The organism is Streptomyces cinerochromogenes, from assembly GCF_014648635.1.
GTDB classification, from domain to species: domain Bacteria; phylum Actinomycetota; class Actinomycetes; order Streptomycetales; family Streptomycetaceae; genus Streptomyces; species Streptomyces cinerochromogenes.
The window spans coordinates 1-23,592 of the sequence record NZ_BMRM01000005.1 but is presented as its reverse complement, the minus strand read 5'-3'; the positions used below and the strand labels follow the sequence as shown (position 1 = coordinate 23,592).

General features: G+C 73.3%; 23 protein-coding genes. 9 read left to right on the top strand and 14 right to left on the bottom strand.

All coding sequences use genetic code 11. The features are described from left to right. Positions 1-25 precede the first annotated feature (25 nt). Positions 26-1,699 (top strand): FAD-binding dehydrogenase, encoded by a 1,674-nt coding sequence (locus IEZ20_RS11245; protein WP_189297119.1) that lies wholly within the window; start codon positions 26-28, stop codon positions 1,697-1,699. Positions 1,700-1,714: 15 nt separating this feature from the next. Here the strand turns inward: IEZ20_RS11245 and IEZ20_RS11240 are convergent, their stop codons facing one another. After that, positions 1,715-2,062, bottom strand: a complete 348-nt coding sequence (locus IEZ20_RS11240) for a DUF488 domain-containing protein (RefSeq protein WP_189297117.1) — start codon at positions 2,060-2,062, stop codon at positions 1,715-1,717. 184 nt (positions 2,063-2,246) lie between these two features. On the opposite strand from IEZ20_RS11240, the gene IEZ20_RS11235 reads away from it, so the two are divergent. From IEZ20_RS11235 to IEZ20_RS11225, 3 genes are all read left to right on the top strand, one after another. After that, positions 2,247-3,656: a M1 family metallopeptidase gene (locus IEZ20_RS11235; protein WP_189297115.1), complete on the top strand. Its 1,410-nt coding sequence runs from the start codon at positions 2,247-2,249 to the stop codon at positions 3,654-3,656. Positions 3,657-3,696: 40 nt separating this feature from the next. Then, positions 3,697-4,413 (top strand): L,D-transpeptidase family protein, encoded by a 717-nt coding sequence (locus tag IEZ20_RS11230; RefSeq protein ID WP_189297113.1) that lies wholly within the window; start codon positions 3,697-3,699, stop codon positions 4,411-4,413. Positions 4,414-4,588: 175 nt separating this feature from the next. Continuing rightward, on the top strand, positions 4,589-5,038 hold the full coding sequence (locus IEZ20_RS11225) for a DUF6098 family protein (protein WP_189297111.1): 450 nt from the start codon (positions 4,589-4,591) through the stop codon (positions 5,036-5,038). A 41-nt stretch (positions 5,039-5,079) separates the two neighbouring features. Here the strand turns inward: IEZ20_RS11225 and IEZ20_RS11220 are convergent, their stop codons facing one another. Both IEZ20_RS11220 and IEZ20_RS11215 read right to left on the bottom strand, forming a co-directional pair. After that, a complete protein-coding gene (locus tag IEZ20_RS11220; RefSeq protein ID WP_189297110.1) occupies positions 5,080-5,331 on the bottom strand; it encodes a WhiB family transcriptional regulator in 252 nt (83 codons plus the stop codon). A gap of 280 nt (positions 5,332-5,611) precedes the next feature. Next, positions 5,612-6,499, bottom strand: a complete 888-nt coding sequence (locus IEZ20_RS11215) for a LysR family transcriptional regulator ArgP (protein ID WP_189297108.1) — start codon at positions 6,497-6,499, stop codon at positions 5,612-5,614. A gap of 66 nt (positions 6,500-6,565) precedes the next feature. Between IEZ20_RS11215 and IEZ20_RS11210 the strand changes: the two genes are divergently transcribed. Together IEZ20_RS11210 and IEZ20_RS11205 are read left to right on the top strand one after the other, a co-directional pair. Then, positions 6,566-7,180, top strand: coding sequence for a LysE/ArgO family amino acid transporter (locus tag IEZ20_RS11210; RefSeq protein ID WP_189297106.1), 615 nt, complete (start codon positions 6,566-6,568; stop codon positions 7,178-7,180). Positions 7,181-7,240: 60 nt separating this feature from the next. Then, on the top strand, positions 7,241-8,584 hold the full coding sequence (locus IEZ20_RS11205) for an MFS transporter (protein ID WP_189297104.1): 1,344 nt from the start codon (positions 7,241-7,243) through the stop codon (positions 8,582-8,584). A 21-nt stretch (positions 8,585-8,605) separates the two neighbouring features. On the opposite strand, the gene IEZ20_RS11200 is transcribed toward IEZ20_RS11205, so the two are convergent. Both IEZ20_RS11200 and IEZ20_RS11195 read right to left on the bottom strand, forming a co-directional pair. Next, positions 8,606-9,064, bottom strand: a complete 459-nt coding sequence (locus tag IEZ20_RS11200; RefSeq protein ID WP_189297102.1) for a cyclic nucleotide-binding domain-containing protein — start codon at positions 9,062-9,064, stop codon at positions 8,606-8,608. Positions 9,065-9,340: 276 nt separating this feature from the next. After that, on the bottom strand, positions 9,341-9,583 hold the full coding sequence (locus IEZ20_RS11195) for a hypothetical protein (protein WP_189297100.1): 243 nt from the start codon (positions 9,581-9,583) through the stop codon (positions 9,341-9,343). 125 nt (positions 9,584-9,708) lie between these two features. Here IEZ20_RS11195 and IEZ20_RS11190 point away from each other — a divergent pair, with 125 nt between their 5' ends. Both IEZ20_RS11190 and IEZ20_RS11185 read left to right on the top strand, forming a co-directional pair. Further along, on the top strand, positions 9,709-10,140 hold the full coding sequence (locus IEZ20_RS11190; protein WP_189297098.1) for an ATP-binding protein: 432 nt from the start codon (positions 9,709-9,711) through the stop codon (positions 10,138-10,140). Between the two features lie 236 nt (positions 10,141-10,376). Next, the gene (locus tag IEZ20_RS11185; RefSeq protein WP_189297096.1) at positions 10,377-11,231 is read left to right on the top strand and encodes a SigB/SigF/SigG family RNA polymerase sigma factor; all 855 of its coding nucleotides are present in this window, start codon (positions 10,377-10,379) and stop codon (positions 11,229-11,231) included. Between the two features lie 4 nt (positions 11,232-11,235). On the opposite strand, the gene IEZ20_RS11180 is transcribed toward IEZ20_RS11185, so the two are convergent. The 5 genes from IEZ20_RS11180 to IEZ20_RS11160 all read right to left on the bottom strand — a co-directional run bounded on the left by IEZ20_RS11180 (position 11,236) and on the right by IEZ20_RS11160 (position 17,924). After that, positions 11,236-13,458, bottom strand: a complete 2,223-nt coding sequence (locus IEZ20_RS11180) for an FUSC family protein (protein WP_189297789.1) — start codon at positions 13,456-13,458, stop codon at positions 11,236-11,238. Between the two features lie 96 nt (positions 13,459-13,554). After that, positions 13,555-13,764, bottom strand: coding sequence for a DUF4287 domain-containing protein (locus IEZ20_RS11175; RefSeq protein WP_189297094.1), 210 nt, complete (start codon positions 13,762-13,764; stop codon positions 13,555-13,557). Between the two features lie 94 nt (positions 13,765-13,858). Continuing rightward, a complete protein-coding gene (locus tag IEZ20_RS11170; RefSeq protein ID WP_189297092.1) occupies positions 13,859-15,235 on the bottom strand; it encodes an NAD(P)/FAD-dependent oxidoreductase in 1,377 nt (458 codons plus the stop codon). Positions 15,236-15,436: 201 nt separating this feature from the next. Beyond that, the gene (locus IEZ20_RS11165) at positions 15,437-15,871 is read right to left on the bottom strand and encodes an ATP-binding protein (RefSeq protein ID WP_189297090.1); all 435 of its coding nucleotides are present in this window, start codon (positions 15,869-15,871) and stop codon (positions 15,437-15,439) included. A gap of 154 nt (positions 15,872-16,025) precedes the next feature. Then, complete coding sequence (locus tag IEZ20_RS11160; protein WP_189297088.1) at positions 16,026-17,924, bottom strand: AMP-dependent synthetase/ligase; 1,899 nt, start codon at positions 17,922-17,924, stop codon at positions 16,026-16,028. Between the two features lie 148 nt (positions 17,925-18,072). Here IEZ20_RS11160 and IEZ20_RS11155 point away from each other — a divergent pair, with 148 nt between their 5' ends. Next, positions 18,073-18,306: a DUF6480 family protein gene (locus tag IEZ20_RS11155; protein WP_132790337.1), complete on the top strand. Its 234-nt coding sequence runs from the start codon at positions 18,073-18,075 to the stop codon at positions 18,304-18,306. Between the two features lie 9 nt (positions 18,307-18,315). Here IEZ20_RS11155 and IEZ20_RS11150 read toward each other — a convergent pair whose 3' ends face one another. From IEZ20_RS11150 to IEZ20_RS11135, 4 genes are all read right to left on the bottom strand, one after another. Then, positions 18,316-19,404, bottom strand: coding sequence for a glutamate--cysteine ligase 2 (locus IEZ20_RS11150; RefSeq protein WP_189297086.1), 1,089 nt, complete (start codon positions 19,402-19,404; stop codon positions 18,316-18,318). Positions 19,405-19,496: 92 nt separating this feature from the next. Further along, positions 19,497-21,695 (bottom strand): 1,4-alpha-glucan branching enzyme, encoded by a 2,199-nt coding sequence (gene glgB / locus IEZ20_RS11145; RefSeq protein WP_189297084.1) that lies wholly within the window; start codon positions 21,693-21,695, stop codon positions 19,497-19,499. A gap of 3 nt (positions 21,696-21,698) precedes the next feature. After that, complete coding sequence (locus IEZ20_RS11140; protein WP_189297082.1) at positions 21,699-23,063, bottom strand: maltokinase N-terminal cap-like domain-containing protein; 1,365 nt, start codon at positions 23,061-23,063, stop codon at positions 21,699-21,701. Positions 23,064-23,095: 32 nt separating this feature from the next. Continuing rightward, the coding region (locus tag IEZ20_RS11135; protein WP_189297080.1) for an alpha-glucosidase C-terminal domain-containing protein at positions 23,096-23,592 on the bottom strand (497 nt) is incomplete at its 5' end.

Here is a 23,592-nt window from a genome sequence, read left to right as displayed (position 1 = left end):
CACCCTCAGGAAGGACACCCTCGCCATGGACGCGGACGTCATCGTCGTAGGAGCCGGACTCGCCGGCCTCGTCGCGGCGCACGAGCTCACCAGCCGGGGCCGCAGGGTGGCCCTGGTCGACCAGGAGAACGCCGCCAACCTCGGCGGCCAGGCGTTCTGGTCCTTCGGCGGCCTCTTCCTCGTCGACTCGCCCGAGCAGCGCCGTCTCGGCATCAAGGACTCCTTCGCCCTCGCCTGGAGCGACTGGCAGGGCAGCGCGCGGTTCGACCGGCTCGCCGACGAGGACTCCTGGGCCGTCCGCTGGGCCCGCGCCTACGTCGAGTGGGCGGCCGGCGAGAAGCGGTCCTGGCTCCGGGGACACGGCATCGAGCTGCTGCCCACCGTCGGCTGGGCCGAGCGCGGCGACCTGCGCGCGGACGGCCACGGCAACTCCGTGCCCCGCTTCCACGTCGCCTGGGGCACCGGCACCGGCGTGGTCGAACCGTTCGTCCGTCACGCCCGGCAGGCCGCCCGGGACGGGCTGCTGACCTTCCACCACCGTCACCGGGTGGACGAGCTGGTCATCGAGGACGGCACGGCACGCGGCGTACGCGGCACCGTCCTCGCCCCCGACGACTCCCCGCGCGGTGTCGCCTCCAGCCGCGACCGCGCCGGCGACTTCGAACTCACCGCCCAGGCCGTCGTCGTCACCACCGGCGGCATCGGCGCCGACCACGACATCGTCCGCCGCTACTGGCCCGAACGGCTCGGCACACCCCCCGCCGAGATGGTCACCGGCGTCCCCGCCTACGTCGACGGCCGCATGCTCGACATCAGCGCCGAGGCCGGCGTACGCCTCGTCAACCGCGACCGCATGTGGCACTACACCGAGGGCCTGCAGAACTGGGACCCGATATGGCCCGGCCACGGCATCCGCATCCTGCCGGGCCCGTCATCCATCTGGCTCGACGCCCTCGGCCGCCGCCTGCCCGACCCCTGCCTGCCGGGCTACGACACCCTCAGCACCCTGAAGTACCTGCGCACCACCGAGGACATCGCCGGCTACGACCACTCCTGGTTCATCCTCACCCGGAAGATCATCGAGAAGGAGTTCGCGCTCTCCGGCTCCGAGCAGAACCCCGACATCACCGCCAGGGACCGGGGGGCCGTGCTGCGCGACCGGCTGCTCGGCAAGGGCGCCCCCGGCCCGGTGCAGGCCTTCCTCGACCACGGCGCCGACTTCGTGACCGCCGCCACCCTGGAGCAGCTGGTCGAGAAGATGAACGCGCTGACCGGCAAGCCGCTGCTGGAGGCGGCCGAGGTGCGCCGCCAGATCGAGGCCCGCGACCTGCAGATCGCCAACCCCTACAGCAAGGACGCCCAGGTGCAGGGCATCCGCAACGCCCGCCGCTACATCGGCGACCGCCTCGGCCGCGTCGCCGCCCCGCACCGCATCCTCGACCCGTCCGCGGGCCCCCTGATCGGGGTCCGGCTGCACGTGCTCACCCGCAAGACCCTCGGCGGCATCCAGACCGACCTGGACTCCCGCGCCCTCGGCGCCGACGGCACCCCCGTCGAGGGGCTGTACGCGGCCGGCGAGGTCGCCGGGTTCGGCGGCGGCGGTGTCCACGGCTACAACGCCCTGGAGGGCACCTTCCTCGGCGGCTGCCTGTTCTCGGGGCGGGCCGCCGGCCGGCACGCGGCCCGGCACACCGGCTGACCACCCCGGCCGGCCTCAGCCCCGCAACAGCTCCGCGAGGACGTGCGCGTGGCTCTCCTCCGCCTTCTTCGACGCCGTGAGGAGGGTCACCGGGCCCTTGCGCGCCGACTTCCTGAGGCGGTCCAGCAGTTCGGCGGCCTCCGGGGCCTGGAGCTCCTGCTCGTAGCGGCTCCTGAACTCCTCGTAGGAGCCGCCGCCGTGATACCACGTGCGCAGCTCGCTCGACGGGGTCAGTTCCTTCGGCCACTCGTCCACCTGCGCCGCGTCCTTGGCGAGGCCGCGCGGCCACAGCCGGTCGACCAGCACCCGCAGGCCGTCGTCGGGCTCGGGCGGTTCGTAGACGCGGCGCACACGCACGCTCACGGTCGGGCCCCTCTCGGATCGTGGACGGTTCCGCGAGCGTACTGCGCCGGCCCGCGCCCACCCGGCGGCGACGCGGCACGACGCGACCGGACCACACGACTTGACCGGAACAAGGGGGAAACCGGGCCCGCGCGGCGCCTAGTCTGACGGCCAGTCGATCACCGGCCGGCCCCAAGGAGCGCATGTGACGCCACCCCGCAGACAGCCCGCGCGACGCCGTACCGCCACCTACGCCACCGTCCCCCTCGCCGTGGCGGCGCTCCTCGGCGCCGCCGGACCCACCGCGCCGGGCACCACCGGCGCGCCCGGCGCGGGCGACCCCTACTTCCCGCTCAGCGGCAACGGCGGCTACGACGTCCGCCACTACGACCTGACGCTGGGTTACGACACCGGCTCCCGCCGCCTGGACGGCACCGCCGTCCTCACCGCCCGCGCCACGCAGAACCTCACCCGGTTCGACCTCGACCTGAAGGGCCTGACGGTCACCGCCGTCACCGTCGACCGCACGAAGGCGGACTTCCGGCGCGACGGCCAGGAACTCGTCGTCACCCCGCGCCACGCCCTGCGCCGCGGGCGGGAGTTCCGCGTCACCGTCGCCTACCACGGCACCCCGAAGCCGGTCACCGACCCCGACGGCTCGCCGGACGGCTGGATCCCCACCGACGACGGCGCCTTCGTCGCGGGCGAGCCGCAGGGCGCCATGACCTGGTTCCCCGCCAACAGCCACCCCCGGGACAAGGCGTCGTACGACTTCACGATCACCGTGCCGAAGGGACGCACCGCCGTCGCCAACGGCGTCCTGCTCGGCGAAAGCACCGCCCACGGGCGGACCACCTTCCGCTGGCGCGAGACCCAGCCCATGGCCGCCTACCTGGCCACCGCCACGATCGGGAAGTTCCAGGTCGAGCGGTACACCACCCGGGGCGGCCTCCGGGTGTTCAACGCCGTGGACGCCCGCGAGGCGCGCGCCGCCGCACCCGTCCTGAAGAAGCTGCCCTCCGTCCTGGAGTGGGAGAGCAGGCTGTTCGGACCGTACCCGTTCCGGGCCGCCGGCTCGGTCGTCGACCACGCCCCGGGCGTCGGCTACGCCCTGGAGACCCAGACCCGGCCGCTCTACTCCTCCGCACCCGACCTCGACACCCTCGTCCACGAGAGCGCCCACCAGTGGTTCGGCGACTCCGTCTCCCTCACCGCCTGGAAGGACATCTGGCTCAACGAGGGCTTCGCCACCTACGCCGAGTGGCTCTACGCCGAACAGCACGGCGGCCCGAGCGCCCAGAAGACCTTCGACGCCCTCTACGCCCGGCCGGCGAGCGACGCGTTGTGGGCCTACCCGCCCGGCGACCCCGGCAGCGGCAAGCACCTCTTCGGCACGCCCGTCTACGCCCGCGGCGCCATGGCCCTGCACGAGCTGCGCCGGGCCGTCGGCGACCGGGACTTCGTGCGGATCCTGCGCGCCTGGGCGACCGGGCACCGCGGCGGCCACGGGACGACCGCACAGTTCGTGAGGCTTGCCGAGAAGGAGTCGGGGAAGCAGCTGAAAGGGCTGTTCCACACCTGGCTGTACACGCAGGGCAAGCCGAACAGCCCCTGACCCCTGACGAGTTCACACCACCGTACGCCACGATCGGCCCATGATCCGACGCAGAACCGCTGTAGCCCTCCTCGTCTCCCCGCCGCTGCTCACCGGCTGCGGCGGCGGAGCCGAGGCGACCGGGCGCCGGCCCCCGGCGCCCACCTCCGGCGCCGCCGCACCGCCGGGCCCGCACGGCATACCCGGGCTGGGGCCCCGGCGGTCCGCGGCCATACCCGAGCGCTGCACGCAGGCCGTCGTCGTCACGGGACGCGGCGCGAACTCCCCGCTCTGCACGGTGGTCCTGCACCAGCGCACCGCCGCCGGCTGGCAGGCGAGCCCCGCCTGGCCCGCCTACAACGCGCTGCGCGGCTGGAGCGCCCACCACATGATCGGCGATCTGCGCTCCCCGCTCGGCGTCTACACCCTCTCCGACGCCGGCGGACTGCTCCCCGACCCGGGCAGCAGGCTCCCGTACCACCGCTCCGGCGCGTTCCACTCGCCCGGCACCGGCTTCGAGGGCGAGCCGCTGGAAGGCTCCTTCGACTACGTCATCGCCATCGACTACAACCGCAGGCCCGGCACCTCGCCCCTGGACCGGACCCGGCCGCTGGGCCCGAAGCGCGGCGGCGGCGTGTGGCTCCACGTCGACCACGGCGGGCCCACCCACGGCTGCGTCAGCGTCGCCAAGGCGCACTTGAAGGACCTCCTGCGCACCCTGGACCCCGGCAGGCACCCGGTGGTCGTCATGGGCCACGCCGACTGGCTCGCGCACTGAGCCGCCTGGGATCCGAACGCGTGTGCGCACCGGCTGCCCGCCGCGCCCCCGCCCGGCGACGAGCCCGGAGCGTCCTGAGCGCCCGGGGGTCCGGAGAGCGGAATGCGGGATCCGGTTTCCGGCGTGCGCCGGGGGTACTCCGGTCGCGCGACGCGCAGCAGAGGGAGGTCATGCCATGAGTGCACCGGAGGACCTGCCGGTCGTCACCACGCTCGCCGAAGCGGCCCGCCTGGTCGAACGGCGGCGCGGCCTGTACGTGCGCTGGTCCAAGGGGCCGGCAGCCGACCTCCAGAAGGTCTCCAGCATCGACGAGCTGACCGGCGTGCCCATGCCGGGGCTGTCCGCCAATCCGCTCGACGTGGAGGACTGGTGGCAGGACCGGTCGGTCGAGCTGTGGGTGGCGCGCCGGCTCTACGACTACGCGCACCTGCCCCACGACAAGGGCCCCGGCGTCCGCCCGTGGCTCCTGCGGGGCCGGGAGACCGGCCGGGGCCCCGACAACGAGCCGCTGGTGGCCGACGTCGAGCCGCTGTGCTGGATCGCCGACGACGTGATCGACGCGGCCAGGAAGGAAGTGGCCCGGCAGGAGCGGGAGTGGGGGACCCTGCGCCGCGGCGGGCGCTGAGCCCCGCGCGGCGCCGAGCCCCCGCCTGCCGGGCCCGCCGGTCAGCCCGAGCGCGGCCGGGAGCGGGCGCGGCGCCGCAGTGCACGGCGTTCCAGCTCCGTCGTGCCGCCCCAGATGCCGATGCTCTGGTTCGTGTCCAGTGCCCACTCCAGGCACTGCTCCCGGACCGGGCAGCCCCGGCACACCGCCTTGGCCTGCTCGCTCTGCACCTGCGCCGGCCCGGTCGTGCCGATCGGGAAGAACAGATCGGGGTCCTCGTGACGGCACGCGGCATGGTCGCGCCAGTTCTCCATCGGAGTCTCCTGCTCGGATCGAAGTCGTCCGTGCCCTGTCGAAACGCGTTCCGCTTGCGTTCCGCACGCGTTCTCCCGGTTCGGGTCACCGGTCGGGACGGCGTGAAACGGCGGAAGCGGCAGGGAATCGGACGGCTTGTGCGCCGGCCGCGGCCTCCCAACAGCCGCACGGGTGGCTCGCAGAGGACATTGCGGCGCCCAACTCCGCTTCGCCCAGGGGGAGTTGCGGCGGACGGCGGTCCGGCCCGGTGGCCGGCGCCGGCAGGAGCGGCACTTCGGTTCAGCCGCGCAGCGCTCCCCGCGCCGTCGCCGTCACCGCGTCCGCCAAGGCCGCCAGTGCGGGGGAGTCCAGTTTCCACTGCTGCCAGTGGAGCGTGACGTCCATCCACGTGCCGGGCGCGAGCACGACCAGCCGTCCCCCCTCCAGCAGCGGGCCGGCCTGCACCTCCGGGACCATGCCCCAGCCCAGTCCGGCGGCGACCGTGTCCAGGAACCCCTCCGACGTGGGCACGTGGTGCCGGAAGGGGCCGGCGGACCCGCAGCCCAGCCGGCGTGCGAAGGCGTCCTGGAAGTCGTCCTTGCGGTCGAAGACCACCACGGGGGCCCGGGACAGCGCCTCCGGCAGGGACCGCCCGTCCACATGGGCCGCGGCGAACCCGGGCGCGGCCACCGGCAGATACCGCATCCGGCCGAGGGCGCGGACCGTGCAGCCGGGGACCGGGTCGGGCGAGGAGGTCACGGCCGCCATCACCAGGCCCTCGCGCAGCAGTGCCGCCGTGTGGTCCTCGTCCTCCCGGTGCAGTTCGAAGCAGAGGCCCGGGACGAGGGCGAGCGCCGGCAGGAACCAGGTCGCCAGCGAGTCCGCGTTCACCGCGACCGGGACCCGCGTGGGCTCCCCGCCGCCGCTCAGCCCCAGCTCGCCCCAGGCGTCCCGCTCCAGCCGGGCGAGCTGCCGCGCGAACCGGACCAGCACCGCGCCGGACTCCGTCGGCCGCACCGGTTTGGTGCGCTGGAGCAGCACCCGGCCGGTGCGCTGTTCGAGCGCCTTGACCCGCTGGCTGACCGCTGACGGCGTCACGTGCAGCGCGGCGGCGGCCGCGTCGAAGGTGCCCTCGTCCACGACGGCCAGCAGCGTACGGACCTGTTCCAGGGGCAGCTCTGACATCACAGGTGCTAAGGATACGTAAAAATCTTTAGCTGTACTTGGGAGCGGTCCTTTCCTAGCGTCGGCCGCATGAACCACGCCCTGACCGCCGCGGCCGCCGGATTCGGCACCGGCCTCTCCCTGATCGTCGCCATCGGTGCCCAGAACGCCTTCGTCCTCAGACAGGGGGTCCGCCGGGACGCGGTGCTCGCCGTCGTCGGCATCTGCGCCCTGTCCGACGCGGTGCTCATCGCGCTGGGCGTCGGCGGGGTCGGCGCCGTGGTGGTGGCCTGGCCGGGCGCGCTCCGGGCGGTCGGGATCGTCGGCGGCGCCTTCCTGCTCTGCTACGGCGCCCTGGCCGCCCGCCGGGTCCTCAGGCCCGGCGCCGGGCTGCGCGCGGAGGGGGAGGCGGTCGGTTCGCGCCGCCGGGCGGTGCTCACCTGCCTGGCGATGACCTGGCTGAACCCGCACGTCTACCTGGACACCGTGTTCCTGCTCGGCTCCCTGGCGGCCGACCGGGGCCCGCTGCGCTGGACCTTCGGGCTCGGCGCCGCGCTCGCCAGCCTGTGCTGGTTCACCGCGCTCGGTTTCGGCGCCCGGCTGCTCGGCCGCCCTCTGGCCCGCCCGGGCGCCTGGCGGGTGCTGGACGGCCTGGTGGCCCTGACCATGCTCGCCCTGGGTGCGTCCCTGATCGCCGGGTCCTGAGCCGGATCCGTTCGGCGTGCACAGGTCGTCCTGGAATAGTTAGGCTCTCAAACCGAAAAGATGTATCGAGCAACCAGGACATCCGTGGACGCGACCGAGAGCAGCAGCACCGAGACCGACCCGACCGGGACCCGGACCGGCCCCGACGGGTCGGCGGCCGAGGACCCGCCGCGGCGCGGCTGGCGCCGCTGGGCGATGGACACCCGCCCGCTGCGCATCCCCGCCTACCGGCGCCTGTGGTCGTCGACCATCGTCACCGCCGTCGGCAGCCAGCTCACCGCCGTCGCCGTGCCCAAGCAGATCTACGACATCACGCACTCCTCGGCCTGGGTCGGCTACGCGAGCCTCGCCGGACTGCTGCCGATGGTGGCCTTCGCGCTGTGGGGAGGGGCGGTCGCCGACACCGTGGACCGGCGCAAGCTGCTGCTGGTCACCAACAGCGGCATCGCGGTGACCTCGCTGCTGTTCTGGGCGCAGGCCGTCACCGGTCTGGACTCGGTCGTCGTCCTCATGGTGCTGCTCGCGCTGCAGCAGGCGTTCTTCGGGCTCAACTCGCCCGCCCGGACCGCCTCCATCGCCCGGCTGGTCCCGGCGGAGCAGTTGCCGGCCGCCAACGCCCTCGGCTCGACGGTGATGCAGACCGGCCTGGTGGCGGGCCCGCTGCTGGCCGGTGCGCTCATCCCGGTCATCGGGCTGCCCGAGCTGTATCTGATCGACGCGCTGGCACTGTGCGTGACGGTGTGGGCCGTCTTCCGGCTGCCCGCGCTGCCGCCGCTCGCCGAGACCGCCCGCCGGGCGGGACTGCGCGAGATAGCGGCGGGCTTCCGGTACATATCCCGGCACAAGGTGCTGCTGCTGTCCTTCCTCGCCGACATCGTCGCCATGGTGTTCGGCATGCCCCGCGCCCTCTTCCCCGAGCTGGCCGCGGACACGTACGGCTCCTGGGGCGAGGGTCTCGCGCTCGGTGTGCTGTTCGCGGGCATCCCGGTCGGCGCGGTGCTCGGCGGCCTGTTCTCCGGTGTCTTCTCGCGGGCCCGCCGGCACGGCTGGATGGTGATCGGTGCGGTCGTCGGCTGGGGCGCGGCCGTCGCCGGGTTCGGACTGAGCGGGAACCTGTGGGTCGCCCTGGCCTTCCTCGCCGCGGCCGGCGTCGCCGACATGGTCTCGATGGTCTTCCGCGGCGCCATCCTGCTGTCGGCCGCGACCGACGAGATGCGCGGCCGGATGCAGGGGGTGTTCACGGTGGTCGTCGCGGGCGGACCGCGCCTGGCCGACGTGCTGCACGGCACCGCCGGCTCGGTGTTCGGCCCCCGGGCCGCCGTCGCGGGCGGCGGCGCCCTGGTCGTCGTGGTGATGCTGGCCCTGGCCGCCGCCGTCCCGGCCCTGCGCCGCTACCGGATCTGAGGTGCCCGCCCAGGAGAGGCCCTAGAGCGGGCCGCTGCGCCGCCGCATCGTGTACTGCTCCATCAGCTTTCCGCGGGTCGTCTCCAGGCGGTGGGCGAGGACCTCGGCCACCGTCCGCACCAGCGACAGTCCGAGCAGCGGGTCCTCCACGCACAGCCCGAGCACCGACGGCCCGTCGAACTCGTAGGCCCGTACGTTGCTGAAGGCCACCGCGCCGAAGTCCCACTCGTACGGCGGGAACAGCCAGGACCAGCCGAGCATGTCGCCCGCGCCCAGCGTGGCCACGGTGACCCGCTGCCGGGTGGTGACCTGGGTGTCGAGGTGGACCGCGCCCGAGCGGATCACCCAGAACCGGTCAGCGGTGCCGCCGGCCTCGAAGATGCGGGTGTCCTCCGGGAAGGAGACCTCCTTCGCCAGCTCCATCAGGCGCTCGCGCTGCGCCTGGGGGAGGGCGGTGAGCAGTTTGATCGCTTTGGTCATGGCGCATGGCTCCTCGCCGGCGGCGGTTGCGGTTCGGGTGCTGTGCTCCCAAGCCCATTTCAGCCGCTGTGACCGCCAGGAGCACGTCGAGGCGAGCGGATCTCCGCCCGCGTGTCGCGCTCGGGGCAGCAAAGAGCCCTGGCTGGACGGGGGAAACCAGCCAGGGCCGTATGCGGTGACGCGGGGAGGGGGGAAGGACGGTTCCGCGCCCCTCCGGCATCACGTATGGATGAACGATAAACCACCTGTCGTACTTTTGGGTAACCAGAAACCGGGTCAGGTGACCTGTTTCACTCCTTCCGTCTGTACCGGGCTCCTGCCCGGGCGCACGATCTCCTCCAGCACCCGCAGCACCGCCTCGAACGCCCGGGCCCGGTCCGTCGCCTCCCGGGCGCCCTCCGGATCCGTCGCCGTCAGGCTCCGGGCCCGCTCCCGCCAGGCCCGCTCCTCCTCGGCCGCGCGCTCCCGGCCCCGCCGGATCCTCCGCAACAACTCGTCCGCGTCCACGACATCGGTCATGCCCGTCGGGTACCCGGACGGTCGGCCGTGATGACACCGGCACCGAGTGTGTTTGACAGGGCCCGAAAGGGTCAGCCGGACAAGGAGAAAACCCTGTAATCCGGGCACCGCTCAGGGAGGAAGGGATGCTCGAACAACAGCACCGGACCCGCTCCGCCGCGACCCTGCCGGAAGCCCGCTGCCGGATACCCAGCCGGCCGGCCGAGGCCCGCAGAACGGTCGAGCGGGTCATGACCGAACGGTGCCGGGCCCGCGCCCTGCCGTGCCCGGCCGAGGCCGTCGAGGACGCCCTGCTGGTGACCTCGGAACTCACCACCAACGCGCTGCTGCACGGCGGCGGCATCACCGGATTCGACGTCGACGTGGACTCCGGGGGCGTCCGCGTCTCGGTCAGCGACCGCAGTGACGAACTCCCCGTGGCCCGCCGGCCCGCCGACGGGCGCGGCCGGCCCGGCGGCCGGGGCTGGCCCATCGTCTGCCGGCTGGCCCGGGACGTCCGGGTGGCCGAGCTGCCGTGCGGAGGCAAGCGCATCACGGCCGTCGTACCGTTGCGCTGAAGCGGTTTTCGAAGTTCCGCCCAGCGGCGTTTGCCCGCTTGACCGAGGGGCAGACGGAACCTCGTGCTTCGGACCGGAGGCGCGCGCCCAGCGGGGAAAACACCACCGCTGCCCTGGCCCCCTCCCGGCGGGCCCCGGCGGCTGACCCGCGGCCAACCCTGACACCACCGTTCGGGCCAGGACCAGGAACCTGTGTTCCGGCCGTGCCCTGAAACCACGTTCAGGAGCGATTCCGCATGCTGACCGACATGTCGACAAGCCGTCCCGGCACGACCGCCACCACCGCCGCCGCGGCGCCCGCCCGGCGGAACCACGACGACGCTCCCGACACCGCCGAGCTGTTCGTCCGACTGGCGGAGCTGGAGGACGGTCCCGAGCGGGACGCCGTACGAGACGAACTCGTCACCGCCTGGCTGCCCATGGCCCACCGGATCGCCGGCCGGTTCCGCGACCGCGGCGAGTCCGTCGAGGACCTGCGCCAGGTGGCCGCGCTCGGCCTGGTCAAGGCCATCGACCGCTTCGACCCCTCCCGGGGTGCCTTCGAGAGCTATGCCGTGCCGACCATCACCGGTGAGGTCAAGCGGCACTTCCGCGACCGGATGTGGGCCCTCAGGGTGCCGCGCCGGGTGCAGGAACTGCGCAACCGGGTCCGGGTGGCCCGGCGGGAACTCACCCAGAACCCCGGCAGTCCCGAACCCACCGTCGCCGACATCGCCGCCCACACCGGCCTCAGCGAGGAGGAGGTGAGCGCCGGCCTGGAGGCGCTGGAGAGCTTCAGCACCCTGTCGCTGGACGCCGAACTCTCCGCCGGCGACGACGGCTACAGCCTCGCCGACACCCTCGGTGCCACGGACACCTCCTACGACGTCGTGGTCGACCGCGAGGCCGCCAAGGAAGGACTGCGCCGGCTGCCCGAGCGTGAGCGGGCCATCCTCTACATGCGCTTCTTCGAGGACATGACCCAGAGCCGCATCGCCGACCGGCTCGGCATCTCCCAGATGCACGTCTCCCGGCTGATCAGCCGCAGCTGCGCGCGGGTCCGCGACGAGGTGCTCGGCAGCCGCCGCCCCGGCTCCGCCGACCCGCGGTGAGCGGTCACCCCCGCGGCTGGGCCGGCCCGCCGGCGACGCCCAGCGGGCGGGCCAGACCGGAGACGGCCTCGTCCAGCCGCTGCAGGTGACGCAGCACCCGGTCGGTCACGCGGCCGTAGCGCGGGGTGCGCAGGGTGCCCGGCTCCAGCATCGACGCGATGCTGGGGCCGGTCTCGATTCCGGCGTCCGCCCGCGGGTCCCTGACGTGCGCGGCGATCGCCTCGATGTTGTGCACGATCCGCGCACACGCCCCGCGCAGCCGCGGATCCGCCGCGATCGACGGATGCGTCGGCAGCAGCTCGGCCGTGGCCGCGAGGGACCGCCCGTGGTACGCGCAGGTCTCCAGCAGAGCGACCACGTACCGGGCCGTGTCCCGGCGTGAGCGCAGCGGTGTGATCGGATGGGTCAGCGGCTGGGTCGCCGCGCGCAGGTCGGCCAGCGCCTGGTCCAGCTCGCGCGCCCGCTCCACCAGGTCGCCGCCCGCCCCGCCGCTCAGCTGGTCGACGGCGCCCCGGGTCACCTCGGCCAGCCGGTCGAGGACCGCCACGAGGAGGTCGTTGGTGCGGCGGTCGGTGTGGATCGGCAGCACGACGGCCGCCGCGATCACCCCGCAGGCCGCGCCGAGCGCCGTCTCCTCGATCCGCAGCACCAGCACCGACATGCTGTAGGTGTTCAGCAGGGTGTACAGCAGCCCGAGCATGGCCGTCACGAAGAACGACATCAGCGTGTACGACAGGGGAGCGGTGTAGAACATCGCGAAGATGAACAGCAGCACCAGCGCGAACGCCGTCCACGTGTGGTGCCCGACCAGCCCGGCCAGCCCGATGCCGGCCACCACGCCCAGCACCGTGCCCAGCAGCCGTCGGTAGCCCTTCACCAGGATCTCGCCGGTGGAGGCGGTGTTCAGGAACACGATCCAGCAGGTCAGCACCGCCCAGTACCAGCGCTGGCTGGACAGCAGCTCGCCCCCGGCGATGGCCAGCGAGGAGCCGACGGCGACCTGGAGAGCGGCCCGGGTGGTGGGCCGTTGCAGGCCGGCCGGCTCCGGCTCCTCCGGTTCGCGCTCCTCGCTGACCTCGATCGCGGCGTCCTCCGCCTCCAGCTCCTCCCGTGAGCGGGCGGTCGCCGGGGTGTCGTCGGACTCGTCCTGCGGCCCCTCCAGGGCGACCCGCAGGCCGAGCGAGGCCCGGGCGGCCTCGCCGAGGCCCCGGAAGACGTCCTGCACGGCAGGGGAGGCCGCGGGCAGGTTCTCCTCCTCGCGGTAACCGAGGAGCCGGTTGCGCACCTGGGCGAGCGCGGTGCCCGACGCCTCCCCGGCGGGGCGCAGCATCAGCAGCCGCAGCGCCCCCAGGTCCCGGCGCAGCGCGTCCGCCGCCTCGTCCCGCACCGGCAGCTCCACCCCGGAGGGCAACGGGGCGCCGGGCAGATGCAGGGTGAGGGTGTCGGTGCGGCGGGCACTGCGCGCGGTCAGCAGCAGCAGCCCGAGCCGCTCGGCGGCGATCTCGGCGTCCGCGATCCGGCGCTGGAGCAGCCGGGCCACCGCCGGGTCCAGGACGCCGTCCTCCAGCCGGCCCTGGATCATCAGCGCCGCCTCGTGCAGCCGTGCGGTGCCTTCGCGCAGGTCCTCCAGTACCTTCTCGGCGTCCTCGGGGCCGGCGTCCAGCAACTCGGCCTGCGTGGCGAGCAGCTGGGCGAGCCGGGCCCTGAAGGCCCGCCGCAACCGGTCCAGCGTGCCCGCCGGGGTCTGCGGCAGCAGCGCGAACCGGGCGGCGGCGCTGCACGCGAACGCCACGCAGATCACGCCGTACAGCGCGGGCAGCGCGGACGGGGCCGCGCCCACGAACAGTGACAGGAAGTAGATCTGGAAGCCGATCAGCCCCAGCGCCGTACCGCGGTCGCCGAACCGGCGGCCGTAGACGGCGCAGAAGATGAGGACGACGAAGAACAGGTCGCCGACGACGACCCGCTGGTTGAGCAGCGTGCCCAGTGACACCGAGGCCAGCGCCACCGGCAGGCCGAGCGCGAGGGTGACGGCCTGCGGGCCGCGCTGCTTCTCCCGGACGGCGAAGGTGGCGACCATCGCCGCCATGGCCCCGGCGACCAGCTGGGGCACCGGGACGCGCAGCGCGGCGAGGACGGCGAGGGCCAGGGCGATCGCGGCGACCGTGCGCAGCCCCGCGGTGAGCCGGAGCAGCCCGGGGTCCGACGCCGCGAGCCGGTCCCACATCCGTACCCGTCCCGACCGTCCCGCTGTTCTCACGCCGCCGCGCTCTCTCCCGTGTCGGAAATGGATCTCCGACCCAGCATCGCACGCGGGTGCGGACTACCGGCTCTCGGCCAGGGTGGCGGCCACCAGGGCGTTCGCGTGCCCGTGGCCGAGCCCGTGCTCCGACTTCAGCCAGGCGACGAGTTCCATGTGCTTCGTCAGGGGTGAGGAGCGGATCAGCTCCTGCCACTCGCCGACGGGGCGGCCGTACTTCTTCTCGATCGACGGGAAGTAGCTCGCCGGGCCCTTCACGGCCTTCTCGCTCATACCGGGTGTCCCTCCTGTGACGTTTCCTGGTCACCGGAGAAGACCGCCGGCCGGACGGAGAATGATCGGCGGCCTCCCGGTGATCCGCGTCACATCAGGAGGGGGCGACGTCCGTGCCCTCCACCCGCGCCCGTACCTGTTCCGGCGTCAGGTACGCGTCCGTGTACTCGAAGTCCTTCAGCCGGGCCGCCTTGCGGGCCTGGAAGCCGGTGCGGACGAAATCGTCGCCCGCGACCGCGTTCAGCAGCCAGTTGGTCATCACCCGGGTCTTGGCGACATTGGTGCGCAGCGCCGACCAGTGGTAGCCGCGGGCCACCGCCTGCGCGGGCAGCCCGCGCAGCTCGACCCCCAGCGGCTTGGACACCGCGTCCTTGCCGCCGAGGTCGACGACGAGCCCCAGGTCCTTGTGCACGTACGGCTGCATCGGCTGGCCCCGCAGCGTCGCGATGACGTTGTCGGCGACCTTCCTCCCCTGCCGCATGGCGTGCTGCGCGGTGGGCGGGCAGACCGCGCCCTCCTGACCCTTGGCCAGGTCCGGCACGGCCGCCGAGTCGCCGAGCGCGAACACCCCGTCCTCGCCCGGCAGGCACATCTCCGGGGTGACGGCCAGCCGGCCCTTGACGGTCTCCGCGCCGAGGGTGGCGATGAGCGGGCTCGCGACCACACCGGCCGTCCAGATCAGGGTGTGCGTCGGGACCACCCGGCCGTCGGTGAAGGTGACCTCCTCCGGGCCCGCCTTGGCGATCGACACACCCAGCGAGACCTCGACGCCGCGCCGCTTGAGGATCTCCTGCGCGCTGCGGCCGAGCTTGTCGCCCAGCTCCGGCATGAGCTTGGGCGCGATGTCGATCAGATGCCACTTGATCAGCCCCGGGTCCAGCCGCGGGTAGCGCTGCACGGCCGCGTGCGTCAGCCGCTGCAGGCAGGCCGCCGTCTCGGTGCCCGCGTAGCCTCCGCCGACCACCACGAACTGCAGCCGCGCGGCCCGCTCGGCCGGGTCGTCGCTGGCGTCCGCCAGGTCGAGCTGCGAGATGACGTGGTCACGGATGTACGCGGCCTCGGCGAGGGTCTTCATCCCGAAGGCGTGCTCGGTCAGGCCCGGGATGTCGAAGGTGCGGGTCACGCTGCCCGGCGCCAGCACGATGTAGTCGTAGCGCTCGTTGACGATCTTGTCGGTGATGGTGCGGACGACGCACACCTTCGCCTTCAGGTCGACGCCGATCGCGCCGCCCGGGATGATCCGGGTGCGGTACTTCTTGCTGCGGCGCAGCGACAGGGCGATCGACTGCGGCGTGAGCACGCCGGAGGCGACCTGGGGCAGCAGCGGCAGATAGAGCTGATAGGCGAACGGCGTCACCAGCGTGACGTCGGCCTCGTCCGGGGTGAGTTTCCGCTCCAGGCGGCGGACGCACTCCACTCCGGCGAAGCCGGCGCCCACCACCAGGATCCTGGGTCGTGTCACGGTGTCCATCCCTTTCTGCGCCTCCAGGCGGTCCGGCTCCACGCCGTTCGCCTGCCCCGGATCGCTGTGCCGACTCCGATCCCACCGCGCCGCCGGCCGTTCCGCCAGCCGGGTACGGCAGGCAGACGAACACGTGGGGCACGTGGGGACAGCATGCCCCCACACGCGCGCGGACCAACCGGTCGCCACACATCCGTCCGTCGAACACGGTCACCAGGGCAGGAACGCGTGGATGTCCTTCCCGCGCTCGTGCACGACGACGCTGACCTGGGTGCACAGCGTGTGCACCAGGTGCCAGCCGATCCCGCCACCGCCCGTACGCGGGTGGAAGGGACGCGGCTCCGGCCTGGTCGTGCTCGTGTCCCGCATCGTCACGTGCACCCCGTCGAAGGTGCGGCGCATCCGCAGGTCGAACGGGCCGGGCGCGTACTGGATCGCGTTCGCGGCCAGCTCGGTCACGACCAGCAGGATGTCGTCCCAGTACTCGTGCGCGCCCGGCGGTGCGTGCCGGGCGAGCGCGCAGAGGAACTCCTCCGCCGCGAGCCGCGCGCCCGTGACGTTGCGCAGCTCCCCGGGGAAGGAGAACGTACGCTCGTACCTCTCCTCCGAGGGCGGTGTGTCGTCCCAGCGCGGCTCCGTCACCATCTCGCATTCCCCGGGCCCCGGCTGGCGAGGGACCGGTGCGGCCCCTGCGACCAGGACGTCGTCGTTGCTGATCTCTTTCGCTGCGCTGCGGGTTCCCCCAGTGGCGCAGGCTATCCGTCTCCCCTGGGTCCGACCGTCCGAACGGCACGTCCCCTCAGCGGAAGACATCGTCCGGTTCGTCCCACTCGGCCGGTTCCTGCACCACCGGACGCGACCGGGACCGCGCCTGGTACATCGCCTCGATCTCGGCCGCGTAGTGCCGCACGACGGCGTCCCGGCGCAGTTTCAGGGACGGGGTGAGCAGCCCGTTGTCCGGTGCGAACGGTTCCTGGAGGACACGGTAGACCCTGATGGACTCCGCGCGGGACACCGCGCTGTTGGCGGAGGCCACGGCCCGCGCGAGCTCCTCCCGCAGCGCGTTCTCCTCCCGGGTCTCCCGGGCCTGGGCGTCGCCCGGCAGGGCCAGGGTGCCCCGCCAGTGCGCGAGGAACTGCGGGTCCAGGGTGAGCAGGGCGCCGACGCAGGGCCGGTCGTCGCCGAGCACCACCGCCTGGTGGATGAGCGGGTGCATGCGCAGCCGCTGCTCCAGCAGGGCCGGCGCCACGCTCTTGCCGCCGCTGGTGACGATGATGTCCTTCTTGCGTCCGGTGATCGTCAGATAGCCCTCGTCGTCCAGCCGCCCGATGTCCCCGGTGGCCAGCCAGCCGCCGCGCAGCGCGGCCCGGGTCGCCCGCTCGTCGCCGACGTAGCCCTGGAACACCGACGGCCCGCGCACCAGGATCTCCCCGTCGTCGGCCACCTGGACCTCGGTGCCCGGCAGCGGCCGCCCCACGGTCCCGGACTTCTCCCGGCCCAGCGGCTGCATGGTGATCCCGCCGGAGGACTCGGTGAGGCCGTAGCCGTCGTGCAGGAACACGCCGATGCCCTCGTAGAACAGGCACAGTTCGCGGCCCAGCGCACTGCCGCCGGAGGTGCCGCGCACCACCCGGCCGCCGAGCGCGGCCCGCAGCCTGCGGTACACCGTCCGTTCGTACAGGGCGTGCTGCAGCCTCAGTTCCAGCCCGGGGCCCGGTCCGGTGCCCAGCCGGCGGCGCTCCTCGGCCGCGGCGAACTCCCGCGCGGTCTGCGCGGCCCGCTCGAACAGGGCGCCCCGGCCCGCCTGTTGGGCGGTGCGCAGGAAAGTCTTGTAGAGCCTCTCGAACACCGACGGCACGCCGTACAGGTACGTCGGCCGGAACGTGGTCAGGGCCGAGGCCAGTGCCGCCTCGGTCAGCTCCGGCTCGTGCGCCATCAGCACCCCGCCGCGCACACACATCAGCATGATCATGATGCCGTAGACGTGGGAGAACGGCAGGAAGGCCAGCACGGACGGCTGTTCGCCCGGGGGCGCCGCCGTGTGCGCCCAGCCGGCCAGCAGGGTGTCGCACGGGTAGGCCAGGCCCCGGTGGCTGAGCGCGCAGCCCATCAGCCGGCCGGAGGTGCCGGAGGTGTAGACGACGGCCGCCGTCGAGTCCGGCAGCACGATCCGCCGCAGCGACTCCACGGTGGTGGAGGAGACCACCGTGCCCCGCTGCATGAGGTCCGGCAGCGCGCCCGCGTCGAGCTGCCAGACGTGCCGCAGCCGCGGCAGCCGGGTGCACACGGTGCCGACGGTCATGATGCCCTGCTCGTCCTCCACGACCACGGCCACACAGCCGGCGTCCCGCAGGATCCACTCGACCTGCTCGCGCGAGGAAGCCGGATGGATCGGTACGACCTCGGCGCCCACCGCCCACAGCGCGAGGGCGAGCACCGTCCACTCGTAACGGGTCCGGGCCATCACGGCGACCCGGTGGCCGGGCGAGATCCCGGCGGCGACCAGGCCCTTGGCCAGGTCGACCACCTCGTCCCGCAGCTCGACCGCCGTCACCTCGTCCCACCCGGCCGCGGGCGGACGGGCCCGGCGCGCCAGCACCGGCAGCGCCGGATCGCGCTCGGCCCGCTCGAAGACGCTGTCGGCGAGGCCGCCGGCGAGCGGCGGGATAACGGCTGGAGCGAGGGCGACGTCCCGCATGCGCTGCTCCTGGGATACGGAGGGCCACTCCGCCGACCGGCTCGGTGTCGGCGGTGCTCGAATGTAGCCCAGGCGACCGCGTTCGGTGACGGGAACGGAGAATCGTGATCGGCTGATGATGTGGCCGTGTCCTGGGGACTCGGGTGGCATGAGCCATGTGAACCCCGATCCGGAACCCGAGCGCACGACCGGCCTGGAACCAGGTGGGGGAGTTCCGCCCGGCGAGACCCCGCCGGCCGAGAGCAGTATGCCCGAGGCCGGCCCCCGCGAGCCGCACGTCCAGCGCAGGGGCTGGGCCAAGGCACCGCTGACCCTGATCCTGCTGCTGGTCGTGGTGATCGCGGCCTTCTTCCTGGTGTACGCCCTGGTACTGATCCTCTGATCGGCCCGCTCACGCCTGCGTGCGCCGCACGCACTCGGTGACGACGTCCCGCAGGCTGCCGGTGCGCTCCAGCAGCCCGCGCTGCTCCCGCGCGCCGTTGCCCGTCCGCAGCAGTTCGCCGACGGCCCGCTCGGCGCGGGCCGCGTCACCGCTTTCCTGGAGCGCGTCCCCGGTGTACTCCAGCAGGGAACGCAGCACCAGCGGGGCGGGCCGGGGCCGCAGGGTGACCGGGTCGAGGAGGTCCTCCTCCAGACCGAACCGGGCGGCCTGCCAGTCGGCCAGCCGCAGCAGGCTCACGCCGGGTTCGGGCGCCGGACGGCCCGCCCGCCACTCCCGGGCGGTCGTCTCCACGAGGGCCCGGCAGAGCGTGGCGATCAGCACGGCGCTCTCCGCGGACAGGCACACGTCCGCCACCCGGATCTCCACCGTCGGATAGTGCGCCGACAGCCGCGCGTCGAAGTAGGCCATCGCCTCGTCCAGGATGACGCCGGTGGCCACCATGTCGGCCACCCGCCGGTGGTACCGCTCGGCGGACCCGAACGGCTCGGTCGGCCCGGCCGACGGCCACCGGTTCCACACCCGGCTGCGATAGCTCGCGTAACCGGTGTCCCTGCCCTGCCAGAACGGGGAGTTACCGCTGATCGCCCGCAGCACCGGCAGCCACGGAGCGAGTCGGTCGAGGACCGCGACACCCTCCTCGTCCGACTCCACCGACACATGGACATGACAGCCGCACACCAGTTGGTCCCAGGTGGGTATCCCGAACCGCTCGGCGAGCCACTGGTACCGCTCGTTCACGCTGAGGGCGGGACTGACCGGCAGGGGCGAGGTGGCCAGCGCCGCGACCCCGCAGCCGATCTGCCCGGCGTGCCGGGCGGCCTCCTTGCGGCAGCGCACGATCTCGTCGCCGAGGGCCGCCATCTCCGACTGCGGATGGGTGGCGAACTCCAGCATCTGCCCGAACAGTTCCTTCTCGAACACGTCCTGCCCGGGATCGTCCTGGGCGGCATGGGCGAGGACAGCCGCCGCCAGCGCCTTCGGGTCGCCGGTGTCCGGATCGACCAGAAGGAGTTCCTCCTCCACTCCGACGGTGCGCACGTGGTGCCGCCCTTCTGTCCGTGCCGCGTGGGGCATTCGTGGGTCTGTACGACCCCGACTGCCCCTCGGACGGCCGCCGACACCTGCGGCCTTCAGCGCTCGGGGACGAGCCAGACGGTGGCGAGCGGCGGCAGGGTGAGCCGCAGGGCCCCCTCCTCGGGCTTGACCGGCCCCTCGGTGCGCACGCCCCCGCCGCCGTAGCGGACGTCGTCGGTGTTCAGCTCCTCGCGCCAGGCGGCGATCCCGTCCGGCACCCACAGCCGGTAGTCGTGCCGGACGACGGGGGAGAAGTTCGACACGGCCAGCAGCGGAGCGCCGTCGCCGGCGAACCGCAGGAACGCCAGGACGTTGTCGTCCGCCGCGTCGCACAGCACCCACCGGAAACCGCCCGGGTCGGTGTCCCGCTGCCACAGTGCCGGGGTCGCCCGGTAGACCGTGTTCAGCTCCCGCACCAGCTCCTGCACGCCCCGGTGATCGCCGGCCGAGTGGTAGTCGTCGCCGAGCAGCCACCACTCCGGGCCGTGCGTGTGGGACCACTCCGCCCCCTGGGCGAACTCCTGCCCCATGAACAACAGCTGCTTGCCGGGGTGGGCCCACATGAAGCCGAGGTAGGCCCGGTGGTTGGCCCGCCGCTGCCACCAGTCGCCGGGCATCTTCGACACCAGCGCCTGCTTGCCGTGCACGACCTCGTCGTGGGAGATCGGCAGGACGTAGTTCTCGCTGTAGGCGTACACCATCGAGAAGGTCATCTCGTTGTGGTGGTACTTGCGGTGCACCGGCTCCTTCTGGATGTACTGCAGCGAGTCGTGCATCCAGCCCATGTTCCACTTCAGCCCGAACCCGAGCCCGCCGCTGTCCGTCGGCCGGGTCACCCCGTCCCACGCGGTGGACTCCTCGGCGATGGTCACCACGCCCGGGCAGCGCCGGTACACGGTGGCGTTCATCTCCTGCAGGAAGGCCACCGCGTCCAGGTCCTCCCGGCCGCCGAACACGTTCGGCTCCCACTGCCCGGAGTCCCGCGAGTAGTCCAGGTAGAGCATCGAGGCGACCGCGTCCACCCGCAGCCCGTCGATGTGGAACTCCTCGCACCAGTACACCGCGTTGGCGACGAGGAAGTTGCGCACCTCGGTCCGGCCGTAGTCGAACTCGTACGTCCCCCAGTCCGGGTGCTCCGCCCGCAGGGCGTTCCCGGGCTCGTACAGCGGGTCCCCGTCGAACCGGGCCAGCGCCCAGTCGTCCTTGGGGAAGTGCGCCGGCACCCAGTCCATGATCACCCCGAGGCCGGCCCGGTGGCAGGCGTCCACGAAGTACCGGAAGTCGTCCGGGGACCCCAGCCGGGGCATCGGCGCGTAGTAGGAGGTGACCTGGTACCCCCACGAGCCGCTGAAGGGGTGCCCGGCCACCGGCATCAGCTCCACGTGGGTGAAGCCCATCCCCTTCACGTACGCGGGCAGCTCCTCCGCCAGCTCGCGGTAGGTCGCCCCCGGCCGCCAGGACGGCAGGTGCACCTCGTACACCGAGAACGGCGCCTGGTGCACGGGGGTGTCGCCCCGGTGCGCCATCCACTGGGCGTCCCCCCACGCGTACCGCGAGACCGTCACGACCGACGCCGTGTCCGGCGGTACCTGGGTGCACCGGGCCATCGGGTCGGCCTTCAGGAACCGGTGGCCGTACCGGGCGGTGATCTCGAACTTGTACCGGGTGCCCTCGCCGATCCCGGGCAGGAACAGCTCCCACACCCCGGACGCGCCGAGCGAGCGCATCGGGTACTGGGTGCCGTCCCAGTAGGTGAAGTCCCCGGCCACCCGCACCCCCTGGGCGTTGGGCGCCCACACGGTGAAGCGGGTGCCGGCCACACCCTCGTGGACCATCGGCTCGGCCCCGAGCGCCCGCCACAGCTGCTCGTGCCGGCCCTCCCGGATCAGGTGCAGGTCCAGCTCGCCGAGGGCGGGCAGGAACCGGTACGGGTCGTGCACCTCCTGCTCGGCGTCGTCGTACGCCACCAGCAGGGTGTACGACGGGATCCGTGCGCACGGCAGCACGCCCGCGAACAGACCGTCGCCCTCCGAGCGCAGCTCGGTGCGGGCCCCGTCGATCACGACGCTCACCGCGCGGGCGTTCGGGCGCAGCGCCCGGAAGAGCGTGCCGCCCGGCACCGGGTGGGCGCCCAGCAGGGCGTGCGGATCATGGTGCGTGCCGGCCAGCAGCCGGCCGCGGTCGGCGGGGTCCAGGGTCACGGCCGCGGGCGGCGTGGGTCCCGCGGCCTCGGGGCGCGTGGTGCGCAGTGCCATGGGTCAGCCTCCCCACACCGCGAGCCGCTTGATCGCCGCCATCGGAACCGGCAGCCAGTCCGGCCGGTGTCTCGCCTCGTACAGCACCTCGTACACCGCCCTGTCCGTCTCGTGCGCGCGCAGCAGCGCGTGCTTCTTGCGTGGATCCCAGCCGGCGCGGGCCGCGTAGCCCGCGCAGAACGCCTCCCGGCAGCGGCGCGCCCACTCGGGTCGCCAGGGGCGGCGCTGCCGGGCCGCGTAGTCGAAGGAGCGCAGCATCCCGGCGACGTCCCGCACCGGGGACTGCGGGGCGCACCGCTCGGCGAGCGGACGGGACGGCTCGCCCTCGAAGTCGATCACGAACCAGTCGCGGCCGGCCCGCAGCACCTGTCCCAGGTGCAGATCGCCGTGGATGCGCTGCGCGGGGGGCCCGGTGTCGCACGTGGCGAGCGCCCCGAACGCGGCCCGCAGCCCGGGCACGAAGGGCAGCAGCCCGGGTACGGCGTGCGCGGCGGCCTCCAGCCGGGCGCACATCGCCTCGGCGGTACGGCCGTTCTCGCCCGGCCCGGCCGGCGGGAAGGCCTCGGCCAGCGCCAGGTGCACCTCGGCCATGGCCCGGCCCAGCGCGCGGGCCTCGGCGGTGAAGTGGTCGCCCGCGCCGAGCGCGCGCAGCGCCAGCGTCCAGCCGTCGGTGGCGTCCGGCAGGAAGGGCTGCAGCACCCCCAGCGTCGCCGGGCGGGGCGCGGTCGTGCTGAACCAGGCCACCGGCGCCGGTACCCGGGCGCAGCCCTGCGCGGCCAGCGCCGCCGGCACCTCCAGGTCCGGGTTGACGCCCGGCTGGATCCGGCGGAACAGCTTCAGGATGTACGCGTCGCCGTACACGATCGACGAGTTGGACTGCTCGGCGTCCAGCAGCCGCGGCGGCAGCCCGCCGGGCAGGAGGGCACCGGGATCCGCCTCGAAGCGCAGCGGACCCGCCGCGCCGGGATGCCGCAGCCGCTCCAGCAGCAGGTGCGCCGACCGCGGGTCGTGCAGCGCGTCGTACACCGCGAGCCCGGCCAGCGGACCCTGTACGGCGCGCCCGATGAACGCCCGCTCGAGTCGCGGCGCGAGGTGCGGGCGCAGCCCCAGCAGCAGCTGGTAGCAGTCCCCGGACGGGGCGGTGCCGCCCGGGGTGGGCACCGGCACGTGCGAGGCGTGGACCAGCAGGTGCAGACACCCCGGGAACAGCTCCGTCACGGACAGCACCGTCAGATCGGTGACGGGCCGGTCCTTGCCCGCGAACCAGCGTTGCCTCGGCAGCCAGTCGCGCAGCAGCCCGCCCAGCGAGGCCAGGGGCCCGTCGAGGCCGGCCGCGGTGCGCGGTCGGGGGGTGATGGTCTTCGGCATGGTGACGCGTCCTTTCCTCGGTGCCGGGCGGGTCAGCGGCGGCGGCCGATGCGGGATGCGACTCGGGTGAGCCGGAACCAGTAGAAGCCGTGGCCCTGCAGAGTGAGCAGGTACGGCAGTTCACCGATGGCGGGGAAGCGGACCCCGCCGATCAACTCGACCGGGTGCCGTCCGTCGTAGGCCCTGAGGTCGAGTTCGGTGGGCTGCGCGAACCGGGAGAAGTTGTTGACGCACAGCACGAGGTCGTCGCCGTACTCGCGCAGGAACGCGAGCACCGCCGGGTTGGAGGAGGTCAGTTCCGTGAACGAGCCGAGTCCGAAGGCCGGGTTCTGCTTGCGGATCTCGATCATGCGGCGGGTCCAGTGCAGCAGGCTGGACGGGGAGGACATGGAGGCTTCCACGTTGGTGACCTGGTAGCCGTAGACCGGGTCCATGATGGTGGGGAGGTAGAGGCGTCCCGGGTCGCACGTGGAGAAGCCGGCGTTGCGGTCGGGCGTCCACTGCATGGGGGTGCGGACGGCGTCGCGGT